The sequence below is a fragment of the Erythrobacter sp. SCSIO 43205 genome, from assembly GCF_019904235.1.
Taxonomy (GTDB): domain Bacteria; phylum Pseudomonadota; class Alphaproteobacteria; order Sphingomonadales; family Sphingomonadaceae; genus Erythrobacter.
This window is the reverse complement of sequence record NZ_CP063202.1, coordinates 2,364,919-2,383,090: the sequence shown is the minus strand read 5'-3', so window position 1 is coordinate 2,383,090 and position 18,172 is coordinate 2,364,919. Positions and strand designations below refer to the sequence as shown.

Genomic DNA, 18,172 nt, shown 5'->3' with positions numbered 1-18,172 from the left:
GTCAGCATGAGCGAGGAAAAACCCGCCAAAGAACCCATCCTTGAGGATGCGCGAATTGATGCGCTCGAAGCGCGGCTGAAAGCTGCGAGAGAACGCGAAGATGAACGCAACCGGTCAAAGCAAAAGGGGGCTGATGCGAATTATCGCAGCGGCAACCGGGTGCTAGCGGACCTCATCGGCGGGATCTTGGGAGGCTTTGTGATCGGATGGGCGGTTGACGCCTTGTTCGGAACATCGCCTTGGGGTCTGTTAGTGGGTCTGTTCCTCGGAATTGGCGTTGCTTTCAGGAATATCATTACTGCGGCTAATGCGCAGTCCAAAACTCCTGATGATGACCCTCAATAAAGGTCAAAGTCAGGGCGGGCGCGTTTAAACAGGTACCAAGGGATACACACGATCGTGACAGGCGCACCTAATCCGGTAGCGGAAGCCAAAGTCGATCCGATGAAGCAATTCCAGATCGAGCCACTTTTCGGCTCTGACGTCTGGGAAATTGCCGGATATAACATCGCGTTCACCAATTCCGCTTTGTGGATGGCTGTGACAACCGTTTTGCTTTGGGCCTTCGTCTTTGTAGGCATGAAGCGCGAGCTGGTGCCCGGTCGTTGGCAGATGGCAGTAGAAAGCTTCACTGGCTTTATCGACGATATGCTTGAGGCGAACATTGGCGAAGGTGGTAAAAAATACCTCCCTTATGTCTTCAGCCTGTTCATGTTCATCCTGTTCGGCAACCTTTTGGGCCTTCTGCCTATTGGCCTTGTTGGGCTTCACCCGTTCACCTTCACCAGCCACTTCACTGTGACCGGTGTGCTCGCCATCATCAGCTTCTCCATCGTGCTGCTGGTTGGTTTCTGGAAGCACGGCATCAAGTTTTTCACCCTGTTCGTGCCGCACGGTACCCCGCTGCCGATGATCCCGATCATTTTCCCAATCGAGCTGATCTCGTTTCTCGTGCGTCCGTTCAGCCTCGCGCTGCGTCTCTTTGTGGCGATGATGGCAGGCCACGTCCTTTTGAAAGTGCTTTCAAGCTTCGTGATGGATGGTCTTAACGCAGGTCTTGGTTTTGGCCTTCTGGTCAGTGCGCCAAGCTTCATCCTGATGATCGGCATCTCAGCCCTCGAAATTCTGGTGGCAGGCATTCAGGCATACGTCTTTGCACTGCTCACCTCGCTTTACATCAACGATGCAGAGCACCTTCACTGAGTTACTTTATTTTCCCAATTAACAGACTGATTTTCTAAGGAGTTTTTACAATGGAAGCAGAAGCAGCCAAGCTCGTCGGCGCAGGCCTCGCAGCAATCGGTGCCGGTATGGCCGCGATCGGTGTGGGTAACGTCTTTGGTTCGTTCCTTGAGAGCGCACTTCGCAACCCGGGCGCTGCAGACGGCCAACAAGGTCGCCTCTTCATCGGCTTCGCCGCAGCTGAGCTTCTCGGCCTGCTGGCGTTCGTCGTCGCGATGATCCTGATCTTCGTCGCTTAATCCTACAAACTCCTACAGGAGGCGGATTCAGCGAATCTGCCTCCTGGAGGTGTTTTATCAACTAACGCTCTCGCCCCCTCACGTTCGAAGGCCTAATCCATGCCTCAGATAGCCCAATTAGCAGACACTTATTCCAGTCAGATTTTCTGGATGCTGGTGTTCTTTGGCATAACCTTCTTCCTCATCGGGCGCGGAATGGTGCCCAAAGTGATGAGCACTGTTGAACTTCGCGACAAACAAATCGCGGACGATCTCGCAGCAGCTCAGGCAGCCCGCGACGCGGCTGACACGCAAGAAGAAGCGTGGCGTGAGCGTGAGAATGCAAACCGTGCTGCGGCGCAAGGGTTGATCGCAGAGGCGAAGGCCAAAGCGGCCTCTTCCTCAGAGAAGAAGCTGGCAGCGGCGCAAAAGCGTCTCGATGCCAAGCTTGAGAAAGCAGCAGCCGAGATCGAAGCAGCGCGTGAGAGCGCGATGGCCGAGGTCGAAGATGTGGCGACCGAAGCAGCGCAGGAAATCGTTGCCCGGCTTGCTGGTACTAAAGTTGACAAGCGGAGCGCTCGCTCTGCGGTGAAGAAGGCGCTTACAGATGCCTAATCTCATTTCTCTCACAATCGCAGCGGGCGAGGGGCCGTCGGCCTTTGGCCTTCAGGACTATCAATGGGTCAGCCTCTCGATGGCTGTGTTGATTGCGATTGTCCTGTGGAAGAAGGTTCCTTCCGCGATTGCCGGCGGGCTCGACAAGAAGATTGCCGAGATCAAAGCCCAGCTTGATGAAGCCAAGGCGCTTCGCGCTGAAGCAGAGACTTTGCGCGACGAGTATGCAGCCAAGATTGCTGGCGCTGAAAAAGACGCTGAAGCCATGATGGAAGGCGCTCAGCGTGAAGCCGACGCAATCCTCGCCAAGGCTGAAGAAGACAGCAAGGCGATGGTAGAGCGTCGCAAGCGCATGGCCGAAGACAAGATCGCAGCGGCAGAGCGTGAAGCTGTCGCAGGTGTGCGCGCTACTGCGGTAGACGCGGCTGCTACGGCCTCGCGCAAGATTATCGCTGACAAACATGATAAGGATGCTGACAAGGCACTCGCTGACGAGGTTATCTCGTCGCTCTGAGATGAGTTGCGCTCCTGCGGAAGCAGGAGCCCATCATCCAACCTTTCGAGATAGGCTCCTGCTTTCGCAGGAGCTCACATTTCAAGCACAACTTTCCCGACCAGCTCCCGGCGCGCCATGGCGTCGAAGCCCTCGCGCCAGTGTGAGAGCGGCAGGGTGCGGTCAATTGTTGGCGTGATGCGTCCTGCGCTTGCCAGTTTGGCAATCGCTTCGTTGATCGCTTGGCCTCGTTCGGGAAAGCGCCGAGCGTATTCGCCAGCGCGAAGTCCGACGACGCTAAAGCCTTTTATGAGAGGGATATTGGTCGCAATCTCTGCGATGCGCCCACTGGTGAAGCCGACCACGATAAGCTTGCCAGCAAAGCTCACACAGCGTGTCGATTCGTCGAAAACATCGCCGCCTACCGGATCGAAGACGATGTCGCATAACTTGCCATTTGTGAGGTCCGCCACTTGCTCGCGAAAGCGGCCCTTCGCGGTGATAACAGCGTCTGGTTCGACGGCGGCTTCGATTGCTGCGCGTTTCGCCTCAACCCCTGTGGCTGCAATCACGCGCGCTCCCAAGGCTTTCGCAAGATCGCAAGCCGCCAATCCCACGCCGCCACTTGAGCCGTGAACCAAAACCCATTGTCCGGCTTCTAATCCGCCTAGTTCGACAAGCCCGGTGTAAGCAGTCTGATAGGCCGCTCCCATCGCCGCGCCCTGTGCAAAGGTGAGACCGGGGGGAAGGGGGGAAAGGCCCCGTTCGGGGAGACTAATGACCTCCGCAAACGCTCCTGTCTTATTGCCGCCGATTACCTTATCGCCTGGCGTGAAGCCGCTGCCGGGATCTGCTTCAATCACTTCGCCCGCCATCTCAAGGCCGCTGGTGAAAGGGGGCTCTGGCTTGAACTGATACTCCCCCTTGGTCATCAGCAAATCGGGGAAGTTCAAAGACGCTGCTTTGACGCGCACCAAGACTTCGCCCGGCGCGCGGCTTGGCTCTGGTAACTCGACCAGATGGACCCCTGAAAGGTCCGGCGATAGTTCTTGAACCCGTAACGCTTGCACGCGAGAGCTTAGAAGTTGTCTTTGCCGGCGCGAATGGCGGCGAAGGTTTCGTGCGGCGCATCGCCGCCCCAGCGCGCTTGCAGCGCCGGATCGTCGGCGCGCAGGAACGGGTTGGTGGCCAGCTCGCGCCCCAACACCGTCGGGACAGTCGCCTCTGCACGAGCGCGCTTGTCGTCGATCTCAGCAGCGTATTCTTGAAGCTCAGCGTTGTCGGGGTCAGCGTGGAGCGCGAATTTCGCATTCGCCTGAGTGTATTCATGCGCACAGTAAAGAACCGTGTCTTCGGGAAGCTGTTTGATGCGCGAAAGGCTATCCCAAAACTGCTTAGGCTCGCCTTCGAACATTCGACCACAACCAAGGGCAAAGACACTGTCGCCGACGAAAGCCATGCCGCTGTCTTCCAAGTAAAATGCAACATGGCCATTGGTGTGGCCCGACACGTCAATCACGCGCGCTTTATGGTCGCCTATAGTGACAATGTCGTCATGCGATACCACCTGGTCGATTTGGGAGAGCTTCTCCACCTCTTGTGGCGCGATAACCTTCGCGTGTGTCGCCTTTACAATCTCGCCATTGCCGCCAGCGTGATCCGGGTGCCAGTGCGTGTTCCAGATTTGCGAAATGGTCCAGCCCTTGGCCTTTGCCTGTTTCAGATATTCTCCCCCATCAGGGGTGTCGATTGCGGCGGTTTCTCCGCTCAATGGATCGTGCAGCAGAAAGCCGTAATTGTCGGAAAGGCACGGGAATTGATGGACTTCAAGCATGGGGTGGGGATCCTCTTCTCAAGCGCCACTCTAATCGTGCATCTCGCAATAGAAAAGGCCCGCCTGCATTGCTGCGGGCGGGCCGTTTTCGGTTTGCCAGTGTGACTAAAGACTTAGTCTTCTTTGCCCTTGAGCGCTTCGCCAAGGATGTCGCCGAGCGATGCGCCTGAATCGGATGAACCGAACTGTTGCACTGCTTCTTTCTCTTCGGCGATTTGACGCGCCTTGATCGAGAAGTTTGGCTTTTTCGAGCGGTCGAAACCGGTGACCATTGCGTCGACCTTGCTGCCGACCTGGAAGCGATCTGGACGTTGTTCGTCGCGGTCACGGCCAAGGTCAGAGCGCTTGATGAAGCCGGTTGCGCCATCGTCGCCAACCTGAACTTCGAGGCCGCCATCGCGAACTTCGAGAACGGTGACAGTGACGGTTTCGCCCTTGCGAAGCGAACCAGCGGCCGCTGCGCCTGCTTCGGTTGGAGCGCCTTTTTCAAGCTGCTTCATGCCAAGGCTGATGCGTTCTTTCTCAACGTCAACGTCGAGCACAACAGCTTTGACTTCTTCGCCCTTGCGGTGAAGCGCCAGCGCGTCTTCGCCAGAGATGCCCCATGCGATGTCCGACATATGGACCATGCCGTCGACGTCGCCATCGAGGCCGATGAACAGACCGAATTCGGTCGCGTTCTTGACTTCGCCGGTGACTTCCGCGCCCACTGGGAATTTCTCTGCGAATTCTTCCCATGGGTTGCCTTGAGCCTGCTTGAGGCCAAGCGAAATGCGGCGCTTGTCGCTGTCGACTTCGAGGATCACCACTTCGACTTCTTGTGAAGTGCTGACGATCTTGCCTGGGTGGACGTTCTTCTTGGTCCAGCTCATTTCAGAGACGTGGACAAGGCCTTCGATACCAGCTTCAAGCTCAACAAACGCGCCATACTCGGTGATGTTGGTGACTTGGCCCGAAAGCTTCATGCCAACTGGGTATTTCGCTGCCACACCATCCCATGGATCGCTTTCAAGCTGCTTCATGCCAAGGCTGATGCGCTGAGTATCGGCGTTGATGCGTACGATTTGAACCGTCACGGTGTCGCCGATGGCGATCACTTCGCTTGGGTGGTTGACGCGCTTGTAGCTCATATCGGTGACGTGGAGGAGGCCATCAATGCCGCCAAGATCAACGAATGCACCGTAGTCGGTGATGTTCTTGACCACGCCGTCGATGACCTGACCTTCGGCAAGGTCGTTGATAAGCTCGCTGCGTTGTTCGGCGCGAGTTTCTTCAAGAACGGCACGGCGCGAGACAACGATGTTGCCACGGCGACGGTCCATTTTGAGAATTTGGAAAGGCTGAGGCACTTCCATAAGCGGCGTGACGTCGCGCACAGGGCGGATGTCGACTTGTGAGCCGGGAAGGAATGCAACAGCGCCATCGAGGTCGACAGTGAAGCCACCTTTGACGCGGCCAAAGATGCGGCCTTCTACGCGCTTGCCTTCGCCAAACTCGTTTTCGAGCTTGTCCCACGCTGCTTCGCGGCGAGCGCGGTCACGCGACAGCATGGCTTCGCCGTCAGCGTTTTCAACGCGGTCGACATAGACTTCGACTTCGTCGCCAACCGACAAGCCGTGGTCGTCTTCGCCGCGTGCAAATTCTTTGAGGTTGACGCGGCCTTCGCTTTTAAGACCTACGTCGATAACGGCGTGTCCTGCTTCGATTGCAGTGACAGTGCCCATAACAACGCGGCCTTCAAAGCCTTCGTCGCCGGCGCCGCCGAGTTGTTCGTTAAGGAGCGCTTCGAAATCGTCGCGCGTCGGGTTAGGTGAGGTTGCCATAAGTCTTGGCTAATCCTTGGTTTTGTTTGTTACCGGCCACGGAGTTTTTCTCCGGGTCTTAAACCGCCGCCTGACGCACCATTGCGCTGGCCTTGCGGGGCAAGAGGCCGACATCTCCGCAAGGCCGAATGCACGAGCGAAGGTTCTGTTCACCGCTAACGATGTCCGGAACGGGCGCGCGCCTAGCGGGAACAGGGCGCAATTGCAAGCGATTTCACGTCTTGGCGAGAGCCTCTTCAACCGCCTCGCGGACCAGTTCAAAAGCCTGTTCGCGGTCAAAAGTGGTGGTATCGATCACCAAGGCGTCGGGTGCGGCTTTAAGAGGCGCGTCCTTACGATTGATATCGCGCGCATCACGGGCGACAACGTCCTTCTCAATTTCAGAAAGCGGGATTTCCTCTTCGTGGTCGAGTTTTTTCTCGACCATCTCAAGCCAGCGACGTCGTGCCCGGGATTGGACGCTTGCGGTGATGAACAGCTTTACGTCCGCATCAGGCGCGATCACGGTGCCAATATCGCGTCCGTCCAGCACCGCGCCGCCGGGTTGCTCTGCAAAAGCGCGTTGCCGTTTGAACAGGGCCTCGCGCACTTCGGGGTGAACCGAGACGCGGCTTGCAAGGCCGCCTGTCTCCTCAGTGCGAAGGATGTCGTCGTCAAGCAGCGCATCGGGAAAATCGCAGGCTGCAAGTGCATCTATCGGGTTGTCAGGATCGCCGCCATTCATCGCAACCTGACGCCCCACCGCCCGGTAAAGAAGGCCCGTATCAAGACAGGGCACGCCAAAGTGCGCGGCCAACCTCTTGGCAATGGTGCCTTTGCCTGATGCTGTAGGCCCGTCGACGGCAATGATCATGAAAATGTGTCCTCAAGCTTCCCCGGCGTCAATTCGCGCCTTTCCCGGTTTCGCCACCGAAAGTGCAGCAGTCCAAACACAATAGCAGCAATCGCGAGATTTGATGCCATATCAATCGTCAGAAATTGGCCTCCATTGCGCAAGGCCGACGATGCGATTGCTGTTGTAAAGAGGATGAGAGCGCCTGCAAGACGGCGGCGTCTCGGCGTTCCCCCTAGGCTCAAGATCGTTTTGATCATTGCACCGTTTTGTCGCTTTGCGCGCGGGCTCGCAAGGCTTTGTACAGTCCAAATATGGCAATCGCCGCCCAAAAGCCTTCGAGCACGAGACTTGGCCAATTGGTGTGAACCAGAAGGCTGATGGTGAGCAGGCCTGCGCCAGTGAGATTGGTCCCGTGGAGGATGAAGGGATTGGGCTTATCGACATAAGTCAGATAGGCGTAGGCACCGATGATGCAGGCCGTGCCGACGAAGCCGATGAGGGAGTATATGTCGAGCGGAGTGTTCAATCCTGCCCCTTTCGGATTTCAGCTACCTTCTGGCGATCCTTGCGAACCGAGTGTCCGAGGATGATTAAAATGACAGTTATGGTAATAATTAGACCGCCATTGTTTTGATTCCACGTCTCCTTAAGGCCTCCGTGTTTGATGATCATCCCCGCCAGTACAGGAATGCCGACGGCGAGAGTCATAAGAGTGTCTCGGTATTGGCCAATCATCGACTTGCCCCTTCGAGAAGCTCCATAAAGCTCGGAAAGCTCGTCGCGATCGGAGCGGTGTCGTCGACTTCGACACCGTTCTTGCTTGTAAGGCCAGCCACCGCCATGCTCATCGCAATCCGGTGGTCGAGATGCGTTTTTACAGGCTCGCCTGATGTGCCGTTAAGAGGCTCTCCGCCCGTGCCGTAGATGGTGAGGCCGTCCTCTTGCTCTTCAACGCGGGCTCCTGCTGCGGTGAGAGCGGCTGCCATTACGGCGATGCGGTCACTTTCTTTAACGCGCAATTCCTCAAGACCCGTGCAGCGCGTGGTTCCTTTGGCAAGAGCAGCGGCGACAAACAGAACGGGGAACTCATCCACCATACTTGGGACGATGGCCGGGTCCACATCGATCCCGGTAAGCGGAGCATAACGGACGCGCAGGTCCGCGACGGGCTCGCCGCCGACTTCGCGGGCGTTCAATTCCTCAATGTCAGCGCCCATTTGCTTGAGCACTGTCACAATGCCAGCGCGCGTAGGATTGAGGCCGACGTTTTCGACCACAAGATCGCTTCCCGGAATGATGCTTGCCGCAACGAGGAAGAATGCCGCTGATGAAGGGTCGCCCGGGACGGTCACATCCATCGCGGTCAGGTCCGCCTCACCGTGAATAGTAATGACGCGCTCGCCTTTGTCTTCGCCGATCTCCAGCTGCGCGCCAAATCCGGTAAGCATCCGCTCGGTGTGATCGCGTGTGGCGACAGGCTCGATCACCGTTGTAATACCGGGCGTGTTGAGGCCAGCGATCAGGACCGCGCTTTTTACCTGCGCACTCGCTACGGGCAGGCGGTATGTGATTGGCACTGCCGGAAACGCGCCGCGCACCATGCAGGGCAGGGTGCCTCCGCTCGACGCCTCAAACGATGCGCCCATCTGGCTAAGTGGCTCGATCACGCGGTTCATGGGACGGCCAGAAAGGCTCGCATCGCCCACAAAGGTTGCACTGACGGCATGGCTTGCCAGAAGACCCATCATCAGCCGCGTCGAGGTTCCAGAATTGCCCATATCAAGAGCGGTGCGCGGTTCGAGCAGGCTGCCAAGCCCTGCGCCGTAAACCACCCAAGTTCCGTCTCCCAATCGTTCAATATCAGCGCCCAGCTTGCGCATCGCCGCTGCGGTGGCGAGGACATCCTCGCCTTCAAGCAATCCGGTGATGCGCGATTCTCCAACGGCAAGCCCTGCGAACATAAGGGAGCGGTGGCTGATCGATTTGTCGCCGGGAACCGTTAAACGGCCCTTGAGCGGGGGCGATGATGTGAATGTATGACTGGTCATTGTGGTATGCATTTCGGACGGTTCTTTGACAGCGCTACAAGGCTATGGCAAGGCGCGCGCCGATCAAAGCCGCGCGATGACTTGATTCCTTCAATGCGCGGCCCAAATGACAGTTATTGATTTACTGCCCGTCCATTGTGGCGGGACCAGATAAGGACCAACCAAATGCCTAAACCCGAATGGGGAACAAAGCGCACCTGCCCGCAAACGGGCGAGCGTTTTTATGATCTTGGCAATGATAACCCTGTGACAAGCCCGAACGGTCACCAGTGGTATCCAGAGCCTGTTCTGAAATCCAAGCAGCCAATTCCGATCGACGACCCTGAAAAGGCGAAGAACGGCGAAGCTGACACCGATCTGGCGGCTGATGATGAAGATGATGATCTCAAAGACATCGAAAATATCGACGACGCTGAAGACTCGCCCGATAACGATGTCGACCTTGGTGGCGACGACGATCTTGGCGTGACCGCATCGAAAGATGACGACGACAACGACGATAACTGATTTTGCTCTTGCGTTTCGCGAGGGGCAGTCCTAATGGGGCGCTCCCTCGTGAAAGCGAGGGTATGGCGTTTGAAACAATGCCAACACAACGATGATACGGGGCCTTAGCTCAGCTGGGAGAGCGCAACACTGGCAGTGTTGAGGTCAGCGGTTCGATCCCGCTAGGCTCCACCATCGACTTGTCTTTTCCGCCTGGGCGGGCTGCAAATTGCGGGTTTTCGCGCTTCCGGTGCTCACGATCCTTAAGATCGCTGCGCTCCGGGTCACGAAAAGCCACAATTTTCGCCTCCACCCAGTCGAAAAATCCAAGCCGATGGCGTTAGACTAAAAAAGCCGGTTATCTGTCGAGGATTTCCGCACGCTGGCCGACGAGGTTTCGTCCGCCGGCGTTTTTCGCGTTTATCAGGGCTCATGTGGTCTTGTGAGGAGTAGTTGAAGATGTTTGACAATCTGTCCGATCGCTTAGGCGGCGTCTTTGACAAGCTCAAAGGTCGCGGAGTGATGCCAGAAAAAATGGATACCACTTTTTCGGTTCGGCATCGCGACTACCAAGAATTAGCGGCCAACAACGGGGGAGGCGTGAACTATGTTTGACAACTTGTCCGACCGTCTTGGCGGGGTATTCGATAAACTTAAAGGCCGCGGCAGCCTCAAAGAGCAAGACGTTCGCGATGCGATGCGCGAGGTGCGCGTGGCATTGCTCGAAGCCGACGTCGCCCTTCCCGTTGCGCGCCGGTTTATTGATGCGGTAACAGAGAAGGCCGTTGGTCAAGACGTCCTCAAATCGGTCACACCGGGCCAGCAAGTCGTCAAGATCGTCCATGACGAACTTGTCGCCATGCTCACAGGCGAGGGCGACGAAGTTGGTGCTGGCGAAGAATTAAACTTCAACGCCACGCCGCCGGTTGTGATTATGATGGTGGGTCTTCAGGGCTCCGGTAAAACCACGACCACTGCAAAGCTTGGCAAGCTGATCCGCGAGCGCCACGGCAAGAAAGCCATGATGGCGTCCCTGGACGTGAACCGTCCGGCGGCGCAGGAACAGCTCAAGGTTTTGGGCGAACAGGTCGATGTCGCGACCCTGCCGATTATTGAAGGGCAACAGCCGGTCGATATCGCGCGGCGCGCAATGGGCGCGGCAAAGCTTCAAAACTTCGACGTTCTCCTGCTCGACACCGCAGGCCGCTTGCACGTCGACGAAGCTTTGATGGCCGAAATGAAGGCCGTATCGCAGGTTTCTGCGCCTACCGAAGTGCTCCTTGTTGTCGATAGCCTCACCGGTCAGGACGCGGTGAATGTCGCGCAAAGCTTTTCGGGTGAAGTACCGCTTACCGGCGTTGTGCTTACCCGTATGGACGGCGATGCCAGAGGCGGTGCTGCGCTATCGATGCGCGCGGTCACGGGCAAGCCGATCAAATTTGCAGGTACGGGCGAAAAGCTCGACGCCATTGAGACATTCCGCCCCGCTTCCGTTGCCGACCGTATCCTCGGCATGGGCGATGTTGTCAGCCTTGTTGAAAAGGCGGCAGCGACCATCAAAGAGGAAGAGGCGGCAAAGCTCGCTGAAAACTTCGAGAAGGGCAAATTCGACCTCAACGATCTGCGTATGCAATTGAAGCAAATGCAGAATATGGGTGGCCTCGGGATGCTTGCGGGCATGATGCCTGGCATGAAGAAGGCGAAGCAAGCGCTTGCTGCATCCAACATGGACGACAAAGTGCTGGTTCATATGGACGCGATTATCGGTTCGATGACGCCCAAAGAACGCGCCAATCCCAATTTGATGAACGCCAAGCGCAAGAAGCGTGTCGCCGCCGGTTCCGGTACAGATGTTCAGACCGTGAACAAGCTCCTGAAAATGCATCAGGAAATGTCCAAGGCGATGAAGCAATTGAAGAAAATGGGCGGCCTGAAAAGCCTTGCTGCCATGTTTGGTGGCGGCGGGATGCCCCCTGGCATGGGCGGATCAATGCCCGGTGGCCTACCCGGCATGGGCGGTCCCAGCGGCGGGCTCCCACCCGGTCTTCCCGGCCTTGGCGGTCCCAAAAAGAAATAACCACGAATTCAAAATAATACAGACAGTTACACTTGAAAGGTAATCTATAATGGCAGTTGCAATCCGTCTTTCGCGCGGTGGTGCGAAAAAGCGTCCCTACTACCGCATCGTCGTCTCTGACTCGCGAGCTCCGCGCGATGGTAAGTACCTTGAGCAAATCGGCACCTACAACCCGCTGCTCGCCAAGGACAATCCTGAGCGCGTGAAATTGAACGAAGACCGTGCCCGTCACTGGCTTTCGGTTGGTGCGAAGCCTTCGGACCGTGTACACCGCTTCCTCGATGCTGCTGGCATTCTTGAGCGTGAAGCACGCAACAACCCGAACAAGGGTAAGCCCGGCGAGAAAGCCGTAGAGCGTGCTGAAGAGAAGGCTGAGAAGGCGAAAGAAGCCGAAGAGGCAGCGAAAGCAGCTGAAGAAGCGGCAGCCGAAGCACCTGCTGAAGAAGCAGCGCCAGAAGAAGCAGCGGCAGAGGCTCCTGCTGAAGAAGCTGTTGGTGAAGAGGGCGGTGAAGAGAAGCCAGAGAGCTAAACTTTTCATGCCAAAACCCGCTCATCCTGAGCTTGTCAAAGGATCGTTTTTCCTTGTGAAGGGGACCTGCAGCCCTTTGACGGGCTCAGGGCGAGCGGAGTTCTGTAAATGAGTTCAAACGAACCGATTGTCCTTGCCGCCGTAACTGGCGCGCATGGCGTGGCGGGCGAGGTCCGTCTGAAACTGCTTGGCGAAGGGCTTGAGGCGCTGAAAGCGCATAAGAGCTTCAATTCAGGCGAGCTCACCCTCAAAAAAATTCGTTCTGATAACAAGGGCGGGGCGGTCGCTCGCTTTGCCGAAGTGAACGGGCGAAATGCTGCGGAAAAATTGCGCGGCACCACGCTTAGCGTACCGCGCGAAGAATTGCCGCAACTTGCCGAAGACGAATACTATCATGCCGACCTCATTGGCCTGGAGGCGCAGACCGATACAGGCCGCGTGATCGGCACGGTCGCAGCGGTACAGAATTATGGCGCGACCGACATCGTAGAAATTACCCTTGATCCCCCGCCAGCCAAGGGGATGAAGACGCTTCTTGTCCCCATGACCAGGCAGGCGGTGATCGAGTGGGATGAGCAAAAACTTGTCATCGCCCAGGATTTCGCCGACCAATAGCGCTTATGAGCGCTCTTGCCGACACCGATCTTTGGCGCCGTCTTGAAGGTTACACCATCGGCCCTGTTGATGCCGAGTTCACCTTTGCGGCGCGTCTTGCGCGTGAGAACCGCTGGACGGTTGAACACGCTGAGGCTGTCATCCACGAATACAAGCGTTTCTGCTATCTCGCCTGCACCGCCGAGCACGAGGTTACGCCGTCGGATGCGGTCGATCAGGTGTGGCATCTGCACCTGACATTCAGCCGTGAGTATTGGGGCGAATTTTGCCCGACGGTTCTGGGCATGGACTTGCACCACGGACCAACCGCCGGAGGGACAGTCGAGCGCACGCGGTATTACGATCAATATGCCCAGACTTTTCGATCATATGAGAGGACTTTTGGCGAGCCCCCACCTGCCGACATCTGGCCCAGTGCAGGTAGGCGCTTTGGGGTCGATCCCAAGAGCCTTCGCATTAACCCGCATGATGTTATGATCCTTGACCGCCGCCTTGCAATTCTGGGAGCGGTGGGCTGGGTTACGCTGGGTATTGCAATTGCCGTTGTGATTGGAGTGATCTTCTGATGGAATTTTTCAGTTCATATTCTGGCAGCGACTTTCTCGTCTTTTATGTGGTGATGCTTTTGACCTGCGTTGCTGCGGGGCTTTGGATCCCTGCGAACCTGCGCCCTCAAGGCAAGCGCGGTGAAGTGGACGATCTGGAAGAAGTCGCCGTGCTCACAGGTGGAGCGGATCGCTTGAATGTTGCGGTGCTTTCCTCGCTGTTCGCCAAGGGGGCATTGGAATCTGGCGACAAGAAAAGATTGCGGGTCAAAAGAAGCGAAGGCGCCGACGGTGATGCTGAGCGTGCAGTGCTAGCCAAGGTGGGCGATTTCACGACTTCCGAGGCGCACAAATCCATCGCTGCCCAAGCCGAGCGCGTGGAAGCGAGGTTGATCCGGCGCGGGCTCTTGATGGATTCATCTGAGCGCTTGCGCCTGCGCTTTTTATCGGCACTTCCTTATGCGTTGCTCTTTTTGATTGGTCTTTATCGCCAACAGGCAGGCGCAGCGCTGGGCGAGCCAACCGGCTTTCTTGTCGTGCTATTGATTGTGACATTCGTTTTTGGGCTGATCCGGTTTTTCACTGGTAACAAGCGCACCATTGCTGGCCAGGAAGTGGTCAAGACCATGGAAGAAAACGGCAGCCGCCTGAAACGCGCCCCGCAAGCCAATGAGGCGGGCTTTGCGGTTGCCTTGTTTGGAACGACGGTTCTTGTTGGTACGCCGTGGGAACCTGTCCACGCAGCGCGTCAGGCTGGCTCAGGCGGCGATGCAGGCTATAGCGGGGACAGTGATGGAGATGGAGGCGGTTCAGGCTGCGGAGGCGGCTGCGGTGGTTGCGGGGGCTAGGTAGCTTGCTTAAGGGGCTCTTGTGACCATCCTTAGCATCTTGAATGAACCTCGCGGTGAGGCGGCTTTGCACGCCGAATTGGGCATCTCAGAGCGCGGGCAGGGGCTTACCAGCCTTGATACTGACGGCCACTATTCGCGGCCTGACGTGTTTGAGCTCAATGTCGATACGCGGGCGAAGGATGGGGTGACTTGGTAAGCCAATGGAAACTCACTATCTCCAATTGACCGAGGCATTGGCGTGGTCTTTGTTCGCCGGAATTTCGATTGGCGGGTGTGTCGGAGGTTTGTTGCAAAGTCCACGAGCGGGTAGTTTGAATTAAGCTTATGACCTTCGCCGCAACCATCCTCACGCTCTACCCAGAGATGTTCCCCGGTCCCCTTGGCGCGAGCCTTGCGGGTAGGGCGCTTGAGCGCGGCGATTGGTCTTGCGCTACGGTCAACCCGCGCGACTTTACCACGGATAAGCACCGAACCGTTGACGATACGCCTGCAGGCGGCGGGGCGGGGATGGTGCTAAGGTGCGATGTGATGGCGCGGGCTTTGGATTCAGTCCTCCCCAGCATGGGGAGGGGGACCGCGCGGAGCGGGGTGGAGGGGCAGGGCGAGACAAGCGCCCCCTCCGACCGCCTGCGGCGGCCACCTCCCCCAGTGGGGGAGGATGTTCCTGTGCCCATCCTCGCCATGACCCCGCGCGGCAAACCCATCACGCAAGACCGCATTCGCGAGATCGCCAGTGGCCCCGGCGTCACCATCCTGTGCGGACGGTTTGAGGGCTTTGACGAGCGCCTGTTCGAGGCTCGCCCGCAAATCGAAGAGGTTTGCCTTGCCGACATCGTTCTCTCAGGCGGGGAAACAGCCGCGATCACCATACTTGATGCTTGCATTCGGCTGCTTCCCGGCGTAATGGGCGCGGCTTCTAGTGGGACTGAAGAGTCGTTCGAGGACGGCCTTCTTGAGTATCCGCACTATACCCGACCTTACGAATGGGAAGGGCGCACGATCCCCGAAGTGCTGCGATCGGGGGATCATGCGAAGATTGCGGCTTGGCGTGAAGCAAAGGCGCAAGAGATCACTCGGTTACGCAGGCCGGACTTGTGGGAACGCTATTGTGGCGATCCGGTCCAGTCTGCCTCTGGCGCGCGGCAAAAGAAAAAGGATACGGACCAGTGAACCTGATCCAGCAAATCGAAGCTGAAGAAATCAGCAAGGTTACAAAAGAAATTCCAAACTTTCGCGCAGGCGACACCGTTCGTGTTGGCGTGAAGGTTGTCGAAGGCCAACGTGAGCGTATTCAGAACTTTGAAGGCGTAGTCATTGCCCGTTCGAACCGCGGCATGGGCTCGAACTTCACTGTTCGCAAAATGAGCTTTGGCGAAGGTGTGGAGCGTGTGTTCCCACTCTATGCGCCAATCGTCGACAGCATCACCGTGGTGCGTCGCGGCGTTGTGCGCCGTGCGAAGCTCTACTATCTGCGTGGCCGCACCGGTAAGCGTGCGCGTATCGCGGAACGTCGGGAAAACGCTCCTAAGAGCTAAGAGCGAACCCACAGGGTTTTTGAATAGGGCGGTCCATCGCGGGCCGCCCTTTTTCGTTTGCGGGCCTTGCGTTTCATCCACGTGATTGCGAGGAACATCAGCATTAGATCGAGCATTCGATAAAGCTCTTATTAGAGGTGACTCACCCAATGCGATTGTTTCTCGCTGCCGCTTCTGCCGCACTTCTTTCCACCACAGCCCTGGCCGACGACCATATGACCCAAACCCCTGAGCTTACTTTTGAGCGCGTCTTTGCCTCGCCCTCATTGAACGGCCCAACCCCGCGCGCTGTTCAGTTTTCGCCCGATGGCCGCTATCTGACGCTGCTTCGGAACCGGGAGGAAGATTCCTCACGCTATGACCTGTGGGGCTTTGATCTCGAAACCAGCGAATGGCGGATGTTGGTGGATTCCGAAGCTGTCGGTTCGGGCCGCGAGCTTTCCGAAGACGAAAAGATGCAGCGCGAGCGGGAGCGTGTTGGGAGCCTTAAAGGCATTATCACCTATCAATGGGCGAGCGATGCGAGCGGCGTGCTCGTGCCGATTGATGGCGATTTGTATTTCGCCAAACTAGACGGAAGTGTTCAGCGCCTTACCGACACCGAAGAAAGCGAGCTGAACCCCAAACTCTCGCCAAAGGCAGGCTATGTCTCCTTCATTCGCGACCGCCAATTGTGGGTGGGCGAGGTCGGCGAGGAGGCTGCGCCGATCACGCCCAAGGAAGAGGACACCATCCGCTGGGGGGAGGCAGAGTTTGTCGCGCAAGAAGAGATGAGCCGCCTTACGGGCTATTGGTGGAAGGGCGATGACACGCGCCTTGCCGTTCAGCGCACCGATGAAAGCCCCGTTGGCATCGTCACGCGCGCAGCGATTGGTGCAACAGGTACGCAGGTGTTTGACCAGCGGTATCCGGTCGCAGGTTCAGAGAATGCGATTGTCGAACTTTATGTGATGGATCCTGACGGCGGGAACCGCGTGAAAGTCGATCTTGGCGAGAACACCGACATCTATATCGCGCGGGTTAATTGGGGCCCGGATGGCAATCTCTATGTCCAGCGCCAGAACCGCGAGCAGACCGTGCTCGATATGCTTCGTGTCGATCCTGCGACGGGTGAGAGCGAGGTCTGGTTCACTGAAAACGCGGCGCGCGAAGACTATTGGATCAACCTTTCCGACAACTATCGCTTCCTCAAGGACGGCTCGCTTCTGTGGTGGTCCGAGCGCGATGGCTTCGGCAATTTCTACCGCTTCGACGGCAACGAATGGACGCAGCTGACCAGCCTCAAAGAGCCTGTGACCAAGCTTGTCGGGATAAATGAGGATAAGGACCAGCTGTTCTTTGTAGCGGTCGAGGATGTGCTGACGGAACAGGTCTATTCGACAAATCTTTCAAAGCCTTCAGAGCCCAAGCGCCTGACCGACACTGACTACACCAACACCGCGAGCATGGACCCGACCGGAAGCCGTTTGTACGTCACCCGCTCGGCCCCCGACCAACCACCGCAAAGTTATCTCGCTGGCGATTTGGGCCAGCAACTCACTTGGGTGCAAGAAAACGCGCTTTCCGAAGAGCATCCCTACACGCCGTTCCTGATGGGTCACACCATGCCGGAATACGGCACTATTCCAGCAGAGGACGGGACGCCGCTTCACTACATGATGCTCAAGCCCGAGATGGAGCCGGGAAAAAAGTACCCCGTGTTCTACTACCACTATTCCGGACCAGGTCCGCAGATCGTGGACAAGGGCTGGGGCGGGGCGCTCGCTCAGGCGATTGTCGACAAGGGTTATATCTACTTCGCCCTCGACAACCGTGGCACGGCCAATCGCGGGGTCGATTTTGAGCAACCTATCTACCGCGCGATGGGCGGGGTTGAGGTTCGTGATCAAAAGACTGGCGCTGAGTTCTTGAAAACGCTGGACTTTGTCGATCCAGACAAGATCGCCCTCTATGGCTGGTCTTATGGCGGCTATATGACGCTAAAGCAGCTTCAGGCCGATCCGGGGCTTTATGCAGCGGGCGTATCGGGCGCGCCGGTAACCAAGTGGGAGCTTTACGACACCCACTATACCGAGCGTTTCATGGGTGACCCGCGTGAGGTGCCTGAGGCTTACGAGGCTGCAAGCGCCATTCCCGATGCCACCAAGATCAGCGACCCGCTGCTGCTGATACATGGCATGGCCGATGATAATGTGGTGTTTGAAAACTCGTCAGAGCTGATTAGCGTCCTTCAAGAGAACAACGTGCCCTTCGAGATGATGCTCTATCCCGGCTACACGCACCGTGTATCGGGTGAGCAGATCAGTCCGCATCTGTGGAATACGATTTTTCGCTTTCTTGAGGACAATGGGGTGACGCCGCCGGAATAGATCACACTTTCCCGTCACCCCGGCGAAGGCCGGGGTCCAGTGCCGCAACCTCTGAGG

General features: G+C 57.3%; 23 protein-coding genes and 1 tRNA gene. 17 read left to right on the top strand and 7 right to left on the bottom strand.

The genetic code is table 11. The annotated features are described in order from the left end of the window. Window positions 1-6 precede the first annotated feature (6 nt). From INR77_RS11290 to INR77_RS11270, 5 genes are all read left to right on the top strand, one after another. Entirely contained in the window at window positions 7-345 is a 339-nt protein-coding gene (locus tag INR77_RS11290) for an AtpZ/AtpI family protein (RefSeq protein ID WP_223071150.1), read from the top strand. 54 nt (window positions 346-399) lie between these two features. After that, window positions 400-1,203, top strand: a complete 804-nt coding sequence (locus INR77_RS11285) for a F0F1 ATP synthase subunit A (RefSeq protein ID WP_255573754.1) — start codon at window positions 400-402, stop codon at window positions 1,201-1,203. A 50-nt stretch (window positions 1,204-1,253) separates the two neighbouring features. After that, window positions 1,254-1,481: a F0F1 ATP synthase subunit C gene (locus INR77_RS11280; RefSeq protein ID WP_027442220.1), complete on the top strand. Its 228-nt coding sequence runs from the start codon at window positions 1,254-1,256 to the stop codon at window positions 1,479-1,481. Window positions 1,482-1,580: 99 nt separating this feature from the next. Beyond that, window positions 1,581-2,075, top strand: coding sequence for an ATPase (locus INR77_RS11275; RefSeq protein WP_223071149.1), 495 nt, complete (start codon window positions 1,581-1,583; stop codon window positions 2,073-2,075). Continuing rightward, window positions 2,068-2,589, top strand: a complete 522-nt coding sequence (locus INR77_RS11270; RefSeq protein ID WP_223071148.1) for a hypothetical protein — start codon at window positions 2,068-2,070, stop codon at window positions 2,587-2,589. The genes INR77_RS11275 and INR77_RS11270 overlap by 8 nt, the downstream gene beginning before the upstream one ends. A 74-nt stretch (window positions 2,590-2,663) precedes the next feature. On the opposite strand, the gene INR77_RS11265 is transcribed toward INR77_RS11270, so the two are convergent. The 7 genes from INR77_RS11265 to aroA form a co-directional block, all read right to left on the bottom strand. Beyond that, complete coding sequence (locus tag INR77_RS11265; protein ID WP_223071147.1) at window positions 2,664-3,638, bottom strand: NADPH:quinone oxidoreductase family protein; 975 nt, start codon at window positions 3,636-3,638, stop codon at window positions 2,664-2,666. Window positions 3,639-3,646: 8 nt separating this feature from the next. Next, entirely contained in the window at window positions 3,647-4,402 is a 756-nt protein-coding gene (gene gloB / locus INR77_RS11260; protein ID WP_223071146.1) for a hydroxyacylglutathione hydrolase, read from the bottom strand. A gap of 113 nt (window positions 4,403-4,515) precedes the next feature. Beyond that, window positions 4,516-6,225: a 30S ribosomal protein S1 gene (gene rpsA / locus INR77_RS11255; protein WP_223071145.1), complete on the bottom strand. Its 1,710-nt coding sequence runs from the start codon at window positions 6,223-6,225 to the stop codon at window positions 4,516-4,518. Between the two features lie 214 nt (window positions 6,226-6,439). Then, entirely contained in the window at window positions 6,440-7,078 is a 639-nt protein-coding gene (locus INR77_RS11250) for a d(CMP) kinase (RefSeq protein ID WP_223071144.1), read from the bottom strand. Between the two features lie 235 nt (window positions 7,079-7,313). Further along, entirely contained in the window at window positions 7,314-7,586 is a 273-nt protein-coding gene (locus tag INR77_RS11245; protein WP_223071143.1) for a permease, read from the bottom strand. Continuing rightward, on the bottom strand, window positions 7,583-7,795 hold the full coding sequence (locus INR77_RS11240) for a hypothetical protein (protein WP_223071142.1): 213 nt from the start codon (window positions 7,793-7,795) through the stop codon (window positions 7,583-7,585). The genes INR77_RS11245 and INR77_RS11240 overlap by 4 nt, the downstream gene beginning before the upstream one ends. Continuing rightward, window positions 7,792-9,108, bottom strand: coding sequence for a 3-phosphoshikimate 1-carboxyvinyltransferase (aroA, locus tag INR77_RS11235; protein ID WP_223071141.1), 1,317 nt, complete (start codon window positions 9,106-9,108; stop codon window positions 7,792-7,794). The genes INR77_RS11240 and aroA overlap by 4 nt, the downstream gene beginning before the upstream one ends. A 165-nt stretch (window positions 9,109-9,273) precedes the next feature. On the opposite strand from aroA, the gene INR77_RS11230 reads away from it, so the two are divergent. The 12 genes from INR77_RS11230 (at window position 9,274) to INR77_RS11175 (ending at window position 18,115) form a co-directional block, all read left to right on the top strand. After that, complete coding sequence (locus tag INR77_RS11230) at window positions 9,274-9,615, top strand: FYDLN acid domain-containing protein (RefSeq protein WP_223071140.1); 342 nt, start codon at window positions 9,274-9,276, stop codon at window positions 9,613-9,615. A 98-nt stretch (window positions 9,616-9,713) separates the two neighbouring features. Next, window positions 9,714-9,789 (top strand) — tRNA-Ala (locus INR77_RS11225). Window positions 9,790-10,053: 264 nt separating this feature from the next. After that, window positions 10,054-10,209, top strand: coding sequence for a hypothetical protein (locus INR77_RS11220; protein ID WP_223071139.1), 156 nt, complete (start codon window positions 10,054-10,056; stop codon window positions 10,207-10,209). Next, window positions 10,202-11,671, top strand: a complete 1,470-nt coding sequence (ffh, locus tag INR77_RS11215) for a signal recognition particle protein (protein WP_223071138.1) — start codon at window positions 10,202-10,204, stop codon at window positions 11,669-11,671. The genes INR77_RS11220 and ffh overlap by 8 nt, the downstream gene beginning before the upstream one ends. Window positions 11,672-11,720: 49 nt before the next feature. Continuing rightward, a complete protein-coding gene (rpsP, locus tag INR77_RS11210) occupies window positions 11,721-12,200 on the top strand; it encodes a 30S ribosomal protein S16 (RefSeq protein WP_223071137.1) in 480 nt (159 codons plus the stop codon). 108 nt (window positions 12,201-12,308) lie between these two features. After that, entirely contained in the window at window positions 12,309-12,815 is a 507-nt protein-coding gene (gene rimM, locus INR77_RS11205; RefSeq protein WP_223071136.1) for a ribosome maturation factor RimM, read from the top strand. Window positions 12,816-12,820: 5 nt separating this feature from the next. Beyond that, window positions 12,821-13,381: a hypothetical protein gene (locus INR77_RS11200; RefSeq protein ID WP_223071135.1), complete on the top strand. Its 561-nt coding sequence runs from the start codon at window positions 12,821-12,823 to the stop codon at window positions 13,379-13,381. After that, window positions 13,381-14,208, top strand: a complete 828-nt coding sequence (locus INR77_RS11195) for a TIGR04222 domain-containing membrane protein (RefSeq protein WP_223071134.1) — start codon at window positions 13,381-13,383, stop codon at window positions 14,206-14,208. The genes INR77_RS11200 and INR77_RS11195 overlap by 1 nt, the downstream gene beginning before the upstream one ends. Before the next feature lie 22 nt (window positions 14,209-14,230). After that, window positions 14,231-14,407: a hypothetical protein gene (locus tag INR77_RS11190; RefSeq protein ID WP_255573753.1), complete on the top strand. Its 177-nt coding sequence runs from the start codon at window positions 14,231-14,233 to the stop codon at window positions 14,405-14,407. A 128-nt stretch (window positions 14,408-14,535) separates the two neighbouring features. Further along, window positions 14,536-15,381, top strand: coding sequence for a tRNA (guanosine(37)-N1)-methyltransferase TrmD (trmD, locus tag INR77_RS11185; protein ID WP_223071133.1), 846 nt, complete (start codon window positions 14,536-14,538; stop codon window positions 15,379-15,381). Next, on the top strand, window positions 15,378-15,746 hold the full coding sequence (gene rplS, locus INR77_RS11180) for a 50S ribosomal protein L19 (protein ID WP_305040806.1): 369 nt from the start codon (window positions 15,378-15,380) through the stop codon (window positions 15,744-15,746). Before trmD ends, rplS begins: the two co-directional genes overlap by 4 nt. A gap of 149 nt (window positions 15,747-15,895) precedes the next feature. Beyond that, window positions 15,896-18,115 (top strand): DPP IV N-terminal domain-containing protein, encoded by a 2,220-nt coding sequence (locus INR77_RS11175; protein WP_223071132.1) that lies wholly within the window; start codon window positions 15,896-15,898, stop codon window positions 18,113-18,115. Window positions 18,116-18,172 lie beyond the last annotated feature (57 nt).

Excerpts from the sequence above, each read along its gene's own strand:
- INR77_RS11240 (WP_223071142.1), bottom strand. The coding sequence starts at position 7,795 with ATGATTGGCCAATACCGAGACACTCTTATGACTCTCGCCGTCGGCATT.
- INR77_RS11175 (WP_223071132.1), top strand. The coding sequence starts at position 15,896 with ATGCGATTGTTTCTCGCTGCCGCTTCTGCCGCACTTCTTTCCACCACA.
- INR77_RS11280 (WP_027442220.1), top strand. The coding sequence starts at position 1,254 with ATGGAAGCAGAAGCAGCCAAGCTCGTCGGCGCAGGCCTCGCAGCAATC.
- rimM (WP_223071136.1), top strand. The coding sequence starts at position 12,309 with ATGAGTTCAAACGAACCGATTGTCCTTGCCGCCGTAACTGGCGCGCAT.
- INR77_RS11250 (WP_223071144.1), bottom strand. The coding sequence starts at position 7,078 with ATGATCATTGCCGTCGACGGGCCTACAGCATCAGGCAAAGGCACCATT.
- INR77_RS11200 (WP_223071135.1), top strand. The coding sequence starts at position 12,821 with ATGAGCGCTCTTGCCGACACCGATCTTTGGCGCCGTCTTGAAGGTTAC.
- ffh (WP_223071138.1), top strand. The coding sequence starts at position 10,202 with ATGTTTGACAACTTGTCCGACCGTCTTGGCGGGGTATTCGATAAACTT.
- INR77_RS11290 (WP_223071150.1), top strand. The coding sequence starts at position 7 with ATGAGCGAGGAAAAACCCGCCAAAGAACCCATCCTTGAGGATGCGCGA.
- INR77_RS11230 (WP_223071140.1), top strand. The coding sequence starts at position 9,274 with ATGCCTAAACCCGAATGGGGAACAAAGCGCACCTGCCCGCAAACGGGC.
- INR77_RS11270 (WP_223071148.1), top strand. The coding sequence starts at position 2,068 with ATGCCTAATCTCATTTCTCTCACAATCGCAGCGGGCGAGGGGCCGTCG.
- INR77_RS11275 (WP_223071149.1), top strand. The coding sequence starts at position 1,581 with ATGCCTCAGATAGCCCAATTAGCAGACACTTATTCCAGTCAGATTTTC.
- rpsP (WP_223071137.1), top strand. The coding sequence starts at position 11,721 with ATGGCAGTTGCAATCCGTCTTTCGCGCGGTGGTGCGAAAAAGCGTCCC.
- aroA (WP_223071141.1), bottom strand. The coding sequence starts at position 9,108 with ATGACCAGTCATACATTCACATCATCGCCCCCGCTCAAGGGCCGTTTA.
- INR77_RS11220 (WP_223071139.1), top strand. The coding sequence starts at position 10,054 with ATGTTTGACAATCTGTCCGATCGCTTAGGCGGCGTCTTTGACAAGCTC.
- trmD (WP_223071133.1), top strand. The coding sequence starts at position 14,536 with ATGACCTTCGCCGCAACCATCCTCACGCTCTACCCAGAGATGTTCCCC.
- gloB (WP_223071146.1), bottom strand. The coding sequence starts at position 4,402 with ATGCTTGAAGTCCATCAATTCCCGTGCCTTTCCGACAATTACGGCTTT.
- rpsA (WP_223071145.1), bottom strand. The coding sequence starts at position 6,225 with ATGGCAACCTCACCTAACCCGACGCGCGACGATTTCGAAGCGCTCCTT.
- INR77_RS11195 (WP_223071134.1), top strand. The coding sequence starts at position 13,381 with ATGGAATTTTTCAGTTCATATTCTGGCAGCGACTTTCTCGTCTTTTAT.